The 15,291-nt window shown below is 69.3% G+C and carries 14 protein-coding genes and 1 tRNA gene; 4 read left to right on the top strand and 11 right to left on the bottom strand.

Features of this window, described 5'->3' with window-relative positions:
• Positions 1 to 79: 79 nt before the first annotated feature.
• From IPI43_05810 to IPI43_05765, 10 genes are all read right to left on the bottom strand, one after another.
• Entirely contained in the window at positions 80 to 1,594 is a 1,515-nt protein-coding gene (locus IPI43_05810) for an IS66 family transposase (GenBank protein ID MBK7773639.1), read from the bottom strand.
• Between the two features lie 39 nt (positions 1,595 to 1,633).
• Positions 1,634 to 1,996: an IS66 family insertion sequence element accessory protein TnpB gene (gene tnpB / locus IPI43_05805; protein ID MBK7773638.1), complete on the bottom strand. Its 363-nt coding sequence runs from the start codon at positions 1,994 to 1,996 to the stop codon at positions 1,634 to 1,636.
• Positions 1,990 to 2,298 (bottom strand): hypothetical protein, encoded by a 309-nt coding sequence (locus tag IPI43_05800; protein ID MBK7773637.1) that lies wholly within the window; start codon positions 2,296 to 2,298, stop codon positions 1,990 to 1,992. Before IPI43_05800 ends, tnpB begins: the two co-directional genes overlap by 7 nt.
• A 290-nt stretch (positions 2,299 to 2,588) precedes the next feature.
• Entirely contained in the window at positions 2,589 to 3,551 is a 963-nt protein-coding gene (locus tag IPI43_05795) for a hypothetical protein (protein ID MBK7773636.1), read from the bottom strand.
• A 522-nt stretch (positions 3,552 to 4,073) separates the two neighbouring features.
• Complete coding sequence (locus IPI43_05790; protein MBK7773635.1) at positions 4,074 to 5,267, bottom strand: transposase; 1,194 nt, start codon at positions 5,265 to 5,267, stop codon at positions 4,074 to 4,076.
• An 18-nt stretch (positions 5,268 to 5,285) separates the two neighbouring features.
• Positions 5,286 to 6,143 (bottom strand): tyrosine-type recombinase/integrase, encoded by an 858-nt coding sequence (locus IPI43_05785; GenBank protein MBK7773634.1) that lies wholly within the window; start codon positions 6,141 to 6,143, stop codon positions 5,286 to 5,288.
• 169 nt (positions 6,144 to 6,312) lie between these two features.
• Positions 6,313 to 7,944: a transposase gene (locus IPI43_05780; protein ID MBK7773633.1), complete on the bottom strand. Its 1,632-nt coding sequence runs from the start codon at positions 7,942 to 7,944 to the stop codon at positions 6,313 to 6,315.
• 150 nt (positions 7,945 to 8,094) lie between these two features.
• A complete protein-coding gene (locus tag IPI43_05775) occupies positions 8,095 to 8,478 on the bottom strand; it encodes a PIN domain-containing protein (GenBank protein MBK7773632.1) in 384 nt (127 codons plus the stop codon).
• Entirely contained in the window at positions 8,468 to 8,698 is a 231-nt protein-coding gene (locus IPI43_05770) for a CopG family transcriptional regulator (GenBank protein MBK7773631.1), read from the bottom strand. Before IPI43_05770 ends, IPI43_05775 begins: the two co-directional genes overlap by 11 nt.
• A gap of 67 nt (positions 8,699 to 8,765) precedes the next feature.
• Positions 8,766 to 10,004 (bottom strand): hypothetical protein, encoded by a 1,239-nt coding sequence (locus IPI43_05765; protein ID MBK7773630.1) that lies wholly within the window; start codon positions 10,002 to 10,004, stop codon positions 8,766 to 8,768.
• An 802-nt stretch (positions 10,005 to 10,806) separates the two neighbouring features.
• On the opposite strand from IPI43_05765, the gene IPI43_05760 reads away from it, so the two are divergent.
• On the top strand, positions 10,807 to 11,802 hold the full coding sequence (locus tag IPI43_05760; protein ID MBK7773629.1) for a site-specific integrase: 996 nt from the start codon (positions 10,807 to 10,809) through the stop codon (positions 11,800 to 11,802).
• Between the two features lie 39 nt (positions 11,803 to 11,841).
• Complete coding sequence (locus IPI43_05755; GenBank protein MBK7773628.1) at positions 11,842 to 12,171, top strand: hypothetical protein; 330 nt, start codon at positions 11,842 to 11,844, stop codon at positions 12,169 to 12,171.
• A gap of 306 nt (positions 12,172 to 12,477) precedes the next feature.
• Here the strand turns inward: IPI43_05755 and IPI43_05750 are convergent.
• Positions 12,478 to 12,561, bottom strand: a tRNA-Leu gene (locus tag IPI43_05750).
• A gap of 285 nt (positions 12,562 to 12,846) precedes the next feature.
• On the opposite strand from IPI43_05750, the gene IPI43_05745 reads away from it, so the two are divergent.
• Both IPI43_05745 and IPI43_05740 read left to right on the top strand, forming a co-directional pair.
• Positions 12,847 to 14,904, top strand: a complete 2,058-nt coding sequence (locus IPI43_05745) for a VCBS repeat-containing protein (protein MBK7773627.1) — start codon at positions 12,847 to 12,849, stop codon at positions 14,902 to 14,904.
• A complete protein-coding gene (locus IPI43_05740; protein MBK7773626.1) occupies positions 14,850 to 15,269 on the top strand; it encodes a hypothetical protein in 420 nt (139 codons plus the stop codon). The genes IPI43_05745 and IPI43_05740 overlap by 55 nt, the downstream gene beginning before the upstream one ends.
• The last annotated feature ends 22 nt before the right edge of the window (positions 15,270 to 15,291 follow it).

The raw sequence follows: 15,291 nt of genomic DNA, 5'->3' as shown, positions 1-15,291 counted from the left end.
ACCGATCAGCGACGCCGGGATGCGCGTGAGCGCACCCCGTGCTCGCCGCATTGGGAGCCAGGAGTGGGAGGCACGCGGACTAGCCGGCGCGCTTGAACGCAGCGGGCGTCATGTCCGCCACGTCGAGCCCGAAGACGTCGCGGTGGGTGCCCAGCCGCTCGAAGGCCCAGGTGAGGTACGCCTGCACGGGCACCCCGATGGCGCGGCAGGTGGCCACGATGCCGAGCAGGACGCAGGCGCGGTGGGCGCCCTCCGAGCTGCCCGCGAAGAGCATGTTCAGGCGCAGCTTCGCCACGTTCTGGAACTCGCGCTCGGTGGGCGAGTTGTCGATGGGCACGTCCGGGTCGTCGATGAAGCGGAAGAGCGCGTCGCGGTGGTTCCTGTAGTAGCGCACCGCGGCCATGAGCGGTTCCGAGGGCAGGAGCACGGGTTCGACGGCGGCGAGCCAGACCTCGAAGTCGTCAGCGAGCGGCCGGATGTAGCGCTGGCGATGCTCTCGTAGAGCTTCGCCAACCAGACCCAGCGCTTGGGCCTTCTCCTCTTCGCCATACATCGCACCGATGAAGGCCCCGCCTTCTTTGGCGAGCCCCGGCTGGGTGGCCTCGGCGTCGCGAAACTTGCGGCGACCGTGAGCGTTGCAGCCGGTTTCGATCACGCGGCCCGTCTCGAACACCGCGTTGAAGCGGTGTTCGGCGTCGGCGGTGAGCCTGCCCACGAAGGGCGCGAGCTTCGACACCACCGAGTCGCTGCTCTTGTCGGCTTCGTACTGGAAGACCGCGAGCTCGCTGTTGCGGTACAGCTCGATGTAGCCGTTGTGCGCGACCGGGAGCTTGGGCACGAGCACCTTCAGGCCCGTGCCGTCGGTGGCCATCCACGAGCCCGCGAGCAGCTGACGCCAGTGGTAGCCATCCACCGCGGCAAGCAGATCGGCAGCACGCTCGATGAACGACACCAGCGTCCCCATCGCCAGCGGCACACCGCGCTCGGCCAGGTCGCGTCGGAGGCGGTCGAGTGGTGTCAGCAGTCCAAACTTCTGATGAACCAGCCACGCGAGCCACTCGCACGTCACCTTCGAGCGGTCGTAGGGCGCCGGCAGGGAGCGCGGCGTCGTGCGCCCGCCGCAGTTGCGGCAGCGGCACGTGGTGCGGTCCACCACTCGGCGGCGCTGATGCTCCTTCACGACGTGGAGCTTCTCCTCCCTCAGTACTTCGGCGGCGTCGAGCGCGGTGCTGCCGCAATGGGCGCAAGCGTCGGGTCGGAAGGCGTGCTCCTCGGCCTCGAGGTGCGCGGGGACCTTGTTGCGGCCCGTCGGCTTCACCGGCGACTTGGGCTTCTCCTCCTCGGTGGGCTTCTCGGGCGCCTGCGGCCGGTCCTCGAACGCAAGCTTGGCGTCTCCCTCGACGGTGGGCGGCGGCACGGGTGGCTTCGGCGCAGGGGTCTTGCGCTGCTTCCGCTGAGCGATGGCCAGCAGCTCGGCCACGCGCTCGTTCAGCTTCGCAAGCTGCTGGACCAGCTGCGCGTTCTGTTGGAGTAGCTGGAAGATCTGTCCGCGCTGCTCGGCGTTCTCTCGTTGAAGCGCGGCGACGTCGACCACGACGGCAAGAGATCACGCCTCACGATCGCTGTCGATCCCCTACCTACCAACGTCCGCTCGTGCCCGTCGATACCAGCCCTGCCGCGCCGCCGTGAAGTCGATGCCCGCGAGCAGCGACGCGAACGCGGTTCCGTCGATCTGCACCTGTGTTTGGGCACCATCGAGGACGGGGACCTGGAAGCTTCCGGCCTCGAGTCGCTTCGCCAGAACGCACCAGCCCGACCCATCGAACCACAAGGCTTTGGCGATCCGTCGACGCTTGTTCATGAACAAATACAGGTGCCCATCCACCGGGTCGAGCCCCAGCCGACGCACCGCGCCCGCCAGCGAGTCGAACGAGCCGCGCATGTCGATGGGCTCCACTGCCACGAACACGCGCACCGTCGGCGGCAGGCTCAGCACGCGCGCAGCACCCGCACGATGCGGCGCAGCGTGTCCTCTTGGAAGTCGTCGCCGAACTCCACGCGGGCGCTGCCCACCTCGAGTACGTAGTGACCCGCACCCCCCGCCGCCATCCTCGGCAGGGACGTGGGCACCAGCTCGACGAGGCCGCTCGGCGCGCGCCTGCTCTGCGACTTGAGTGCGTTCGCCTTCGTGGCCCTCGACTCGCGCCGTCCCAGGTTCACGCGCCACGCGTTCAGCGAGCGCCCGTCGATTCCGTGCTCGCGAGCCCACTCCGCGAGTGGGCGACCCGAGCTCGCCACCGCGAGCAGACACCTACGAGCCTCGAGTTCCTCTTCGATCCTTCGCGCCTTGGCCACAATACACCTCCGGGAAAACCCAAAGGCTGCGTGGCACCTCGATGACCGTCATCCCGGTGTCGCTGATGGCTCACTCTGTAGCTCGCCTGATTATGGGGGCTAATTCTCTGGAAGTTTGTTCTGCGGTCTGTCCCGGAACTGGTGGACAGGTAGTTAAGAGCTACTGCTCGCGTTTCGGCCCATAGGAAACATGAACGCTTTCAGGCTGTTGTACGGAAAGTTGACATAACATCCTAACTGCGCAACACGCTGTCGGTCAGCTCGCTGCGCTTGGCGTCGCGCTTGGCCTCGGCGGCGGCCGCGCGTGTGGATGCACCCGCGTGCACCTCTCGAGCCTTCTTCGCGCTGCGCTCGGCCGCCGCGTGGTCCGCCTCGGTGGGGGTGGACGCGCTGGTCTCGGCCGGCGCCGGGTGCTCGGCCGAGCCACACACGGGGCAGGGCTCGCCCTCGCGCAGCGCGCGCGCCAGCACCGCCGCGTGGCCCGCGTGCATGGCGGCCTCGATGGCGCGCAGCGCGGCGCTCGCGTCACCGAGGGCGGCGGCGGCCTCTTGCTGCTGCTGCTGCGCGTTCGTGAGCTCGCCCTCCAGCACATCGAGCTCGGCCGCGAGGTGCGCCACGTGGCGATGCAGCGCGAGGCGCCCCGTGGCCACGGCGAGGTCGGCTTCGGCGCGAGCCAGCTGCGCTGCGGCCTCCGCCACCAGCGCGCGCTGCGCGCCCAGCGCGTCGAGGTCCTGCTTCACCGCCTGGTGCGCGCGCTCGCTCTCGGCACACGCCTCCCGCGCACCGGTGCTCGCCACCTCGGCCGCTTCACGGGCCTTCCGGCGCGTGGCCCAGTCGCGCCCCGCCTGCGCCCGCGCCTCGACGGTGGCTCGCTCGGCCTCACGCTCGGCGCGCAGCTGGTGCTGGGCAGCCGCCTCCCTCGCCGCCTCGGCCGCCCGCTCCTGCCGCGTGGTCACCTCGCGAAGCGCGCTTTGCGCCTGCGCCTCGGCCTCGGCGCGAACGCCCAGCTGCTCCGCCGCCCGCCGCGCGGCATCGAACGCAGGCGCAATGGCCTCGGCCGCCTTGGCCTGTGCCAGCTTCGCGCGCTCTTGCTGCACCGCCGGCTCACGCACCGCGAGCTCCGCCTCCTGCTCACGCTCGCCGCGCAGCGCCTCGAAGCGCTGCGCCAGCTGCCGCCCGTCCGCGAGCTGCGTCACCGCGGCCTGTGCGCGCGCGCTCGCTGCGCCTCCTGCGCGGGGCGCGTGAGGGGCGGCCGCCTCGTGGCCTCCCCCCCCCCCGACCCACCGACCGACGTCTCGCCCTGGCTCGCCAGCAGCCCCGGCCCATAGGAAACATGAACACTTTCAAGCTGTTGTACGGAAAGTTTACATAAGTAATAGCGATTCGGTGAAGCGCGCCCCGCACACGCGGCAGGAAGGCCAGCGCGCGTGAGGCGCGGTTCGCCGAGGCGCCGTTGAACGGAGCCGCGGAGCATCACCCAGAGGGTAGCGCTTGCCTATGGGCAAATCGCTGCAGGGCTCCGGAGGCGCCGTCGCTCTGGCCATGGCTTGGGCCGAGGCGCCTGTGTGTGCGGGGACGTCGGCACGTCAGATCCTCGCGCGCATCGTGGCCTGTCGTGTGCGCACAGCGACATGCCACGGCGGGACGCACGAGCGCCACCACCGCAGCAGACGACCGGTCGCTGCGCGACGCATGCCTATGTATGTTGGGGGCGATGGTCATGACGAGTCGAGCCTCGAAGGTCCCGCCTCTATCGGCAAGGGGAGCACGAGCAGCGGCGTGCCGCAGCGCGGACACTGCAAGGGGTCGCACGCGTTGAGCGCCAGCATGAGCTCGACCCAGGTGCGCGGACTCGCTCGCTCACTGGTCTCCGCCACGCGTGCCGACCCTATGGTGTTGCCGAGAGTGGCCTGTGCGCGAGCGAGGGTTCCCGATCGAACGTGGCTGGTGGAGACGAGGCCGGCGTGACGGATCTTGTGGAAGCCCCTGGGCAAGGTGTGGCGCAAGAGACGGCCCAGGAAGTCCACGGCGTGGAGGGTGCAGCTGAGGCCGTCCTTGGTGGCGAAGGTCACGGCCTCGCCGTCGTAGCGGATGAGGCGCGCGTTCGAGATGCCGACGCGGTGCGTGTAGCGCCCGAGGTACGCGAAGACCTGCTGCGCCCCCGCGAACGGCGCCTTCGCGTAGACGTGCCACCTCGTCTCGAAGAGCGCGCGCCGCACGGGCTCCACCTCGTGAGGCGGCAACACCAGCGTGCCCGCGTCGAGCGCCTGCAGGACGGCTTCGCGCACGATGCCTCGGACGAGCTTGGCGAGAGCCCTCACGGGGAAGAGGTACCGGCCGTTGCGGCGCACCGAGACCCACCGGTGTCCGGCGAGGTCGTAGCCGCCGGCGCTGACCACGGCGTGCACGTGCGGGTGGTAGAGCAGCTCGCGGGTCCACGTGTGCAACACCAGCGTGATGGCGGGCAGCGCGCCGAGACGCTTCGGGTCGGCCGCCATCGTGAGCAGGCTGCGGCGCGCCGCTTCCATCAGCAGCCCGTACATGGCCCGGCGCTCGCGCGCGAACAGCGCGCGCAGGGGCTCGGGGATGGTGAAGACCACGTGGAAGTAGCCCACGTCGAGGATGCGTTCGCGCCTCGCCTCGAGCCACCGCAGCTGCGACAGGCTCTGGCACCCCGGGCAGTGCCGATTGCGGCACGAGTTGTAGCGAGGCTGCTCGTAGTCGCAGCCGGGGCACTTGTGCAGATGCCCGCCGAGCGCCGCCGTCCGACAGCGCTCGATGGCCCGCAGCACTTGGTGCTGCTCCGGGCTCAGCGCGTGCTCTTGGCGCACGCGCTCTCCGTGAGCGCGCGCGATCTCACCCACGCTCAGCCCAGGCTCGCGCCGGGCCACAGACCCGTGCTCGTGCGCCATGACTGCCACCTCGGCGTCCTACGCGAGTCGTGCCCCGTCTGGCGTCCCGAGCACGGCCAATGGATTCACGAGCGACTGACGGCGCGCTTCGGACAAGTGCGTGTAGCGGGTGGTGCTCAAGATGGAGCGGTGCCCCAGCAGCACCTGCACCGTGCGGATGTCCGCGCCGAGCTCGAGCAAGTGCGTCGCAAAGCTGTGACGCAGCAAGTGCGGATAGACGCGCTTGGTCAGACCCGCGCGCACGGCCGCGAGCCGCAGCAGGGCGTGCACCGCCTCGCGCGTCAGCGACGCCCGACCCTTGCGCCCTGGAAACAGACCCTCGCTCCGGTGTCGACGCAGACGCATCCACTCACGCAGCGCCTCGAGCGTGACGGCCGGCAGCGGCACGATGCGGTCACGACGCCCCTTGGTGTGGCGGATGGTCAGCACACCGCGTCCCGAGTCGACGTCGGTTATCGTCAGCGACAGCGCCTCGGAGATGCGCAGCCCCGAGCCGTAGAGCAGCATGACGAGGGCGCGGTCGCGAGGGCGCTCGATGGCGTCGAGCAGCCGCTGCACCTCGCTCCCAGAGAGGATGGCGGGCTGCTTGTCGTGCTCCACCACGCGACGGATCGAGTGCATGACTTCGGGGCGACGCAACGTCACCCCAAAGAGAAAGCGCAGCGCGCTGAGCGCCACGTTGATGCTCCTCGGAGCCCGGCCCGCTCGTCGAAGGTGCATCACCCATGCGCGCACCTCCTCCGTGTCCAGCGCCCGCGGGTCGCGCCTGTGGAACGCCACGAACTGCTTTGCGTACCGCAGGTAGGTCTCCCGCGTGTTCGCGGCAACGCCTCGCAGGAACAGGTCCTGCTCCATTCGATCTCGTACTTCGCCCATCGCTCGCCTCCATGGCTTGGCCACGTCCCCGATGGACGGGCTCAATCCACAGCGTCGATCCGTTGAAGCCGCCGTGCCCCTGAACGTCGCGATGTCCCTCAGCCGCGCGACATCAGGCCTGCCGCGGAGCGGCTTCGTTCAAACCGACTTCTGCGCAATACGCTGTCGGTCAGCGCGCATGAAGCCCCTGCCGGCCCAGGAAGGGTGGCACGAGGGGAGGCTTGGCTGCCAATTCTATCGGTGACCGGGCGTTCGATGGAGCGCCGACGGAGCGGTGCCTTGCCGGCTTCGCGGGGGTGTCTGGCGCACCACCAGGCGTCGCTGGTGTCGACCAGAAAAGTCGTCCTCCTTCCGGTACGTCCGCGCCAACCGGTCTCCTGGCTGTGGCGGAGGTCGGTACTGAGGGGAGAAGAGCGGGCGCGGGGCTCCGCGGTGTCGAGGCCTTCGTGCTGGAGGATGCGCTGGATGCTGGCGTGCCGGAGGACGGTGGCCACGTGACGCATGCGGCCGCCGCAGTGGGGGCAGGCCAGGACGTCCAGGCCAAAGCTGTGGCGCATGAGTTCGGCCCATGCGGTGTTGCGGGGCTTGCTGGCCTTCTGAGGGCGCGGGCGCTTGCGAGCGGCAGCGCCGGCGCGGCGGTGAGCCACCACCTGGGGGCGTAGGCGGGCATTGGCGGCGAAGAGGCCGCCGTAGAGCAGTGTGTTGACGCGCGGCGGGGGACGAGGGCCACGAGGCGGTCGATGAAGCGTTCGGCGCTCATGCGGATCTGAGTGGTTCCGTCGCGCCATGGCGTCTTCAACGTGAGCTCCACACCATCGTGGTGGAGGCTCAGCCGCGTCTCTTTCAAGGGTGGCCGAAGGATGTATCGTACCAGGCGCTCCAGCTCTTCGCGGGCTCCAGCCGTCACGCTCACGTGGGCGTCGAGGTCGAAGCCATCTTCGTGGGCCTTTCTGCGGACGAATGGGCTAGGGCCGCGGGGAGCGCCGTGGCGCAGGTGCTTGGCCCCCTTGTTGAAGACGCCCTCCGCGTACAGCTCGCCCATGTCCAAGGTGAGTTGGTCGGGATCCTCGTCGTCGGTGCCGAGGCCCAGCTTCTCCAGCAGCGAGGCCACTCGCAGCTTGATGCGGGTCACCAGCGCTTCGATCTCGGGCACGGTGGGCGGACTGGTCGGCAGAAACACGACCTGCCCGTCGCTGCGCTCGTGGAACGATCCGTCCGTGTACAACGCGTGGAAGTGCACGTTCAGGTTGAGCGCGCCGCCGAAGCGCTGGATGGCCATGACGCTGCCCGGCCGGGCGCTGTCGTGGTGGCCGGGTGGGCCCACGTTGGCAGCGCGAGCGCGGTAGAGGCCGTCGATCGCCTTGCGGGCGATCGCCCAGACACTCCGCGTCAGTTCGTGGTCGTGGGCCATGCGCCAGCGCAGGCCGTGCGGAAACGAGAGGACCCACTGGCGGTAGGGAACTGGCGGCATCACCTGCTCCACCAGGTGCTTGGCCTGATCGGCCATCTTGCGCCCCACGCAGCGGGGGCAGAAGGCGCGCTGCTTGCAGCTCAGGGCCAGCAGTCGGCTCTGCGCGCAGTCGTCGCAGCGAAACCTGGCGAGGCCGTGCCGGAGGATGCCGCAGCGCAGGTAGCCGTGAAGGGCGTCGGTGACGAAGCGGGGGAGCGGGCGCTCGCTGCGGGCCTCGAGGTACGACTCGAGCCGAGCGCTGAGGAGCTGGTGCAGCGGGCCCGCGCTCGGATCCCGCCGCTGGTAGGTGAGCAGGTTCGGCGACGGTGAAGTGTGCGCGGCGGCGGGCACGTGCCCGGCCTTTGCACGCCGGATGCCTGCGCTGGCGCCGAGGAATCACACGGCGCACAGAGCCCCGTGCTGGCGGATCGCCGGACGTCCGCCGGCGGCCGCCCGCCTAGGCGTCAAGACCAGGCCAATCGTCAAGAAGCTCGCCCGCGGTCACTTCGCGCGAAGGGTGTAGGGAACGACGACGAACGCGTGCTTCGCCGGTGGGAAGTCTTTCGTGTTGCGGGTGGCCAGCCGCAGGCCGTGCTGACGCGCCGCGGCAGCCTGAAGGGCATCAGGAAGCTTCCAGCGATGCTCGCGACGAAGCGCAGCCGCGAGATCGGCGACGGGACCATCGATCGCGATGAGCCGAAAGCGGCTGAGCAGCGCCAGCGCCAACGGCACGTCGGCAGTGTCGAAGCCAGTTAGCACTTCGGCACGGGTGATCGCCGTGATCGCGGCCGCCTCACCCACTTGCGCGAGATAGGCCGTGGCTTCTTCGACGCCATTGAAGTGATCGATGAGGATCACGGAGTCGAGGACGACATCACCACTCATCGCGCAGATTCTGCTGATACGCGAGACCGTCGCCGCGACGCCACGACCCACGTGTCTTGCGCAGGATTTCGTCGAAGGGCTGCCGATCGAGAGGTTCACGGTCGCGCAGGAGCCTCACCGCGCGACGCACGAGCTCGGTCGCGGGCGTCCCATCACGCGCGGCGGTGGCGTCGAGCCAAGCCTTATCCCGCTCTTCGAGTGATATCACCGTGCGCTTCATGATATCAACGTGCGACAATGATGCTTCGATGTCAAGCGCGCACGGTCCGACGGACACAGGCAATCCATCACAGCATGACGAGGTGACAGCCCGCGCCGAGCTTCACCGCGCCGGGCCCGATGTCGCAGTCTTTCAGCACCACGGTGCTGCCTTGCTCGGCTTCGATGCCGCCGCCCTCGCCACCACCGAGCGTGCAGCCCACGAAGGTGGCCACAGCGCCGTTGCGCACACGCACCGCCACGCCGCTCGAGACCCCGGTGGTGCCTCGATACGTGCAGCCCACGGCGAGGAAGGTCGCCCCCTGCACCTCGACGCCGGGCACCGGCCACTCGTCGCGCGGGTTGGTGGTGTGAAAGCGTGTCTCGGTCACGCCCTTGGCCATGGGCATGCGCTTCGCTTCCATCAGCACCCGCACGGCCTTCGCCGTGGCGAGGTCCCACGAGAGCAGCGCGCCCGAGCCGCTGACCACCAGCACCCGGTCGTGGAGGATCACACCACCGTCCGTCTCGGTGCCGCCGCCGTAGCGCGTGCGCAGTGGGCGGGGCGCGTAGCCCGGGTCGTCGAAGCGCAGCGCGCTCACCACCTGGGCGCGTGAGTCGATGGCATACAGCCCGTCGGGCTGCGTACGCGGCACACCGCCCGACACCGGACCAAAGATGCCGTGCGTGTCCGTCGCCCCCACGAGCTGACCATCGTAGGGCAGCGAGGTGCTGCCCTGCAGCGCGCCCTGCGCGTCGAAGGCGGCCACCACTTCACCCGCGGACACTAGCGTGTGGCCATTTCGGAGTGGCTGCGCCGCAGGCTCCCGGCGCTCCCCCGAGTCGAGGACGAGCGCGTTCGTGGTGCGAGAGAACACCCAGGCCCGCGCGTAGTCGGAAGCGACGATGCAGCCCTTGGTGAGCGTCACGCGATACGTGTCGCTGCCGAGCGAGAACGAGATGATCTGCTGACGGGTGACCGCATCGAAGAGCCGCACCGTGCGGCCCACGACGACGGCGAAGTGCGCGTCATCGGTGGCGATGCCGAAGCAGCGGCCTTCCACCAGGCGCTCGGCCTGGCCACCGGGCGCAACCGTGAAGACACCGTTGGCGGTGCCGAGGATCGCGAAGCCGTCCATCACGGCGGCGCTGAAGACCGTCTCGTTCCACGAGAACGACACGTCCTTCGCCGCGCGGTCGAGCGAGGTCCACGTGAAGTGCGAGCTGATGTGTTCGCGGCGTGCCGCGTCGAAGTGCCGCGGGCCGAACGAGAGCAGCCAGTTGCCCACGACCAGCGGCCGCTTCCACGGATCTTGGTGCTCCACCACCAGCGCCGAGCCGAACAGCTGGTGGTGCCGCTCGCAGTGCAGCCAGCGGTGCTTGCCGAGGACGGAGACATTGCACCGCTAGCGCGCCGCCGAGCTCGCGCAGCCGATTGACGCGCAGCCCCTTCGCAGGCCGGTACAGGTCGCGCGCGGGGGCCAGCTCGGGCTTGCCATGAGCCCCTTGGTGGCCAGCCATCTCGGACAGCGCCATCGCCCAGCGAGGATCCGGCGCGCCCTTGCCCGCCGCCACGTCGAGGGCAGCTTCTCGCACGGTGGCGAGGCAGTGCTTCGCGAGGTCGTGCAGCATGGTCAACGGCATGGGCACCGCGCGGACCGCCGTGTCCGCGGCCAGCGCGTCACCGTCCTGCAGCGCCTGCCGCAGCTCGGCGAACCCCGCCTGCGTGTCGGGCACGTTCACGGAGACCTGCGCCTTGCTCTCGGGGTGGATGACCCCCGACCAGCGCACGGCGTGCGCCTCCAACGAGAACGGACTCATAGGAGAACGATGGACCATTCCCCTCGGACCACGATGGAGTTTCTGCGGCGGCGCCTCGGCCCTCAGAGCGGTTCGGCTAGCGCGAGCGCCGTCCCCACACGGCCGCGATCACCGCGCCCAGCGAGCCCATAGGAAACATGAACACTTTCAAGCTGTTGTACGGAAAGTTTACATAACATTCTAACTGCGCAACACGCTGTCGGTCAGCTGGTCGACATCCTGACGCGGCTTCGTGCCACTGGACACATCGAGGTCGCACCACCCCTGCTAGAGCGAGCCGCTGAGCGCAACGGCCGAGCCCTCTCTGACGTGCTGGAGGCGGTGGAACGGATCTGCGAGGGCGACATCGAAGTACCGCGCGTCATCGGCACCACGTTTCAGTCGTTCGCCGAGGACTGGACGGAGGAGCGATTACATGCGCGCTGGCCCGACCACGTGAAGCAGAAGTCGTCGCGCACCGATGACCGCGAGCGGCTTGCGAAGTACGTGTACCCGCTTGTCGGCCACGTGCCGGTCGCGGAGTTTGGTCTGGACCATGCCGACGCGGTGATGCGCGCGTTGCCGCCTGGGCTTGCCACTGCCACCCGACGCCACGTCGCGCAGCTCATGCACCGCGTGCTCGCGCTTGCTGTCTACCCCGCGCGGCTCCGAACCACGAACCCACTCCCTCGTGGTTTCTTGCCGAGTGCGAAGTGCACGAAGGCGTTCAGCTACTTGTACCCCGGCGAGGATGCGCAGCTCTTGGCCTGCACCGCGGTGCCGCTCGAGCATCGGCTGCTTTGGGGCTTCCTCGCACGCGAGGGCATGCGCGTGTCAGAGGTCGAGCAGCTCCACGTGGTCCGCCGTCGATCTGGAACGCGGTGCTCTCACGCTCGACGAGAACAAGACCAAGCAGCCCCGCGCTTGGGCGCTCGATCCCGGTGTCGTCCGGGCGCTGGCCAAGTGGAAGGTGATGCGACCCCGTCTGACGCAGGCGACACCGTTTTCCACGTCCACATGAAGCAGCTCGCCGCTCAGTTTCGGAAGCACCTGAATGTGGCCGGCGTGGACCGCTCGACGTTGTTCGAGCGCACGGCCTCACGTCAGCCGATTCGGGCCCACGACCTGCGCGCCACCATGATCACCGTGTCGCTCGCCAATGGACGCACCGAGACGTGGGTGCAGGACCGCACGGGGCACACATCCAGCGTGATGATCAACCGGTACCGACGTGCAGCGCGCTCGCTCGCGGAGCTCAACCTCGGTCCCCTGCTGCCGCTGGACGAGGTGATCCCAGAGTTCCGCTCAGCATCTGCCCAGGCCTGAGCCTTGGACTCGTCGCCCTTCCGAGATATGGTCGCAGCGATGGACTACTCCAGCGTTCTTCCCCGCGTCGTGCGCCTCGTCCCGTACTTGCCAGTCCCCGAGCAGGCCATCGGCCACCGCGTGCTCAAGATCGCTCGCGACATCTCTCAGCGACGGCACGTAGGTGGCAGCATGCAGTCACTCGGCGTCGACTCGCAGTATCGCGTGGAACTCGGCCACATCGTGCAGACTCGCCAAAGCGTCAGCGCAAAGTGCCTGGCCGTGGTGTACCTGGCGGACGCACTTCTTGCCGAGCTGACAGGAGATCCGTCGGCACTCGACGCGGCGATGGAAGAAGCCGACCGCTCGCTTGCGATGCTGGACCTGTAGGTACGGGCGTTGCGGCCGTGCCGTTCGGGAGCAAACGAAAGCCCCCGCTCACGCGAAGGTGAACGGGGGCCAGAAAGGTCGAGCCTCGGGCGTGCAAGGAGGGGAGGGACTGCATAGGGCCCGAGGCTCGTGTGCGCCGTCTCCAGCGCCGCTTCAACGTTGCGCGCCAAAGGGCGCGGGTCAAGCACCTGGGACCCAATCGAGCCGTGCCAAAACCGGCCATTGGGGCCCCATTGGGGCCCAGCTCCTCCAGCGCGCCCAAGAAGAAGGGCGGTCCCATCGCTGGAACCGCCCTAAAACAAGCCTTGGTAGCCGAGGCCGGACTCGAACCGGCACTCCCGAAGAAAGCGGATTTTGAATCCGCCGCGTCTGCCATTCCGCCACTCGGCCAGGAGAGGCGGGTGTCTAACGCGACCCGCCGGTGCCGTCAATCCCCGCGCCAACCCACAGAAGCGGAACCACCCCCTGCGTCCGGGTACCTCGGCGACCAACGCACCCCGCTTTCCGCCACGTAGTCCGCCCCGACAGGGGTGGACTTTCAGCATGCCGAGGCCTGGTCTGCTGCCCACGGCTTCCAGCCGTGGCTGCCCATCCTAGCCTGCGACCACGCCACCCACCCCCGAACCCATCCAGGGACTCTACCCACGCCATCCCCACCCGTGGAACAGTATCCGGATGTCGCGCTCGCTCCTCTTCGCCCTCACCACCACCACCGCCCTCGGCATCGCCAGCTGCGGCAGCAGCGGCTCTAGCGGCCCCGGCGACCTGGGCAGCGATCCCACGCCCCTCCCCACGGCCAGCTGCGACGCGGCCAACGGCGGGGGCAGCACCACCGTCCCAGAGCCCACGCTCATCCGCACCCTCTTCGATCGCTGGCACGAGGGCTGGTCGGGCTCGCCCGCGCTGGTGGACCTCGACGGCGACGACGTGGTGGAGATCCTCGTCCCGCCCCACGACCGCCTGCAGGTCTGGCACGCCGACGGCACGCTGCTGCGCGAGCACGAGGTGGAAGGCCGCATCTGGAGCAGCCCCGTGGTGGTGGACCTCCTGCCCGGCACGGCGGGGCTCGAGGTGGCCGTGGCGGCGCGCGGGCAGATCTACGCCTACGACGCCGCGGGCAACGGCCTGCCGGGCTTCCCCACCGACGTGCGCGACGAGCTGCGCAGCCTGGCCGCGGGCGACATCGACGGCGACGGCGCGTTCGAGCTGGTGGCCAGCACCACGCAGCGCCTCGAGAGCGGTGCCTTCCGCGACGTGGTGTTCGCGGTGGAGGCCAACGGCAACGCGGTGGCCGGCTTCCCGCCCAACACCACGGGCGCGTCGGGCTGCGACGAGGCCTGCTACGTGACGGGCGCGTTCGACCAGAACGTGGGCCTCGGCGACTTGAACGGCGACGACGTGGTGGACGTGGTGGTGCCGCACGACAACGCCTACCTGAGCATCCACGACGGCACGGGGCGCGCCTTCGACGCGGCCAGCATCTTCGAGGACCGCACCAAGGTGCTGGGGGTGCGCTTCCTGCACGACTACGCCGAGGCCCAGCAGGGCTACGCCGAGATGGAGCAGACCGCGCTCCAGGCGCACTTCACCAACAGCTCGCCGGTGGTGGCCAACCTGGACGGCGTGGGCGGGCGCGAGCTCATCGTGCTGGGCAGCGTGCAGAACGCGGCGCAGAGCGACCGCCTGCAGGGCGTGGCGCTGTGGGTGGTGAACCCCGACGGCACGCGCCCGGCCAACTGGCTCACGCCCTACCACGTGCCCGACTACCGCGCGGGCCTGTGGGACTTCGACGGCACCAACGTGGTGGGCCAGAACAACAGCGTCGCGGTGCTGGACCTCGACCCGGCCAGCGCGGGCCTCGAGGTGCTCTTCGCGGGCTTCGACGGGCGCATCCACGCGGTGAACGCGCGCGGCGAGCAGGTCTGGGTCTACGCCTACACGCAGAGCGACCGCGTGCTCACGGGCGGCGTCATCGCGGCCGACCTCTCGGGCGACGGCATCCCCGAGGTGGTGTTCGCCAGCTACTCGCCGGACGAGGACGTGAGCCACCTGTTCGTGCTGGACGCGGGCGGCAACCTCTTGCACCAGCTGCCGCTGCCGGGCCGCGGCGCCATGCCCATCCCGAGCATCGGCGACGTGAACGGCAACGGCACGCTCGAGATCGTGGTCAGCCTGAAGGACGGCGTGGACGGCGAGCGCCAGACGCTCATCTACGAGGTGGCCGGGTCCTCCACCAACTGCCTGCCGTGGCCCACGGCGCGCGGCAACCTGCGCCGCGACGGGTACGTGCCGCCCCCCCCCCCCGCCCCGCGGGGGCCGCAGCGGTGCAGGGGAACCCCAAGGGTGGGATCATGGGTAAGGGAAAGAAGCCGAAGGACTGGAAGGACGACGTCAACTGGAAGGTCATCGCGCTCTTCCCCCTGGTGCCCATCGCCATCGCCGTCGCGCTCTTGCCGCAGCTGGGCCACGCGCTCGACTTCGGCAGCTCCACCATCACGCTGGCCGAGCTGGCCGCGGGGCAGCGCCCAGACTCCGGCAACGTCACCATCACGGGCGGCCGCGCGCTCTACGAGCAGGCCTACCAGCTCACCACCACCACCGACGGCAGCGTCTCGCAGGTGGAGCAGTTCGTGCCCGTGGTGCCGCTCGACTGGCAGCCGGGGCAGCCCGTCCCGCTCTTGCTGCACATCGACCGCGGCATCGCCTACGACACCCAGGTGGACGGCGCCGTGATCGGCACGCAGGTCTTCACGGGCATCGCGCGCGACATCCTCTGGGAGGGCGTGAGCGCCGGCGACCGCGCCATCTTCGCCAACATGGGGCTGACCATCAGCGAAGACGCGCTCCTGGTGGACCTGAACCGCGACAAGTACCTCTTCTACCTGTACAGCGCAGCCCCCTTCTTCGCCGCGCTGGTGATGGCCTACATCGCCCGCATGATGATCAACATGGCCCGCGACAGCCACAAGGCCGACGCCGAGTTCGACCGGAAATTCCAGGCCAACCGCCAAGCCGCCCTCGCCAAGCAAGGCGTTCAGAGCGACGATGATGACGACGACGACGACGATGATGACGACGATGACGACGACGATGAGTAGCCGTCCGCTCCGCGCGTCCGTA

The sequence above is a fragment of the Sandaracinaceae bacterium genome, from assembly GCA_016706685.1.
Lineage (GTDB): Bacteria > Myxococcota_A > Polyangia > Polyangiales > Houyiibacteriaceae > JADJJE01.
The sequence above is the reverse complement of the archived record's forward strand: the minus strand, read 5'-3'. Positions and strand labels throughout refer to the sequence as shown.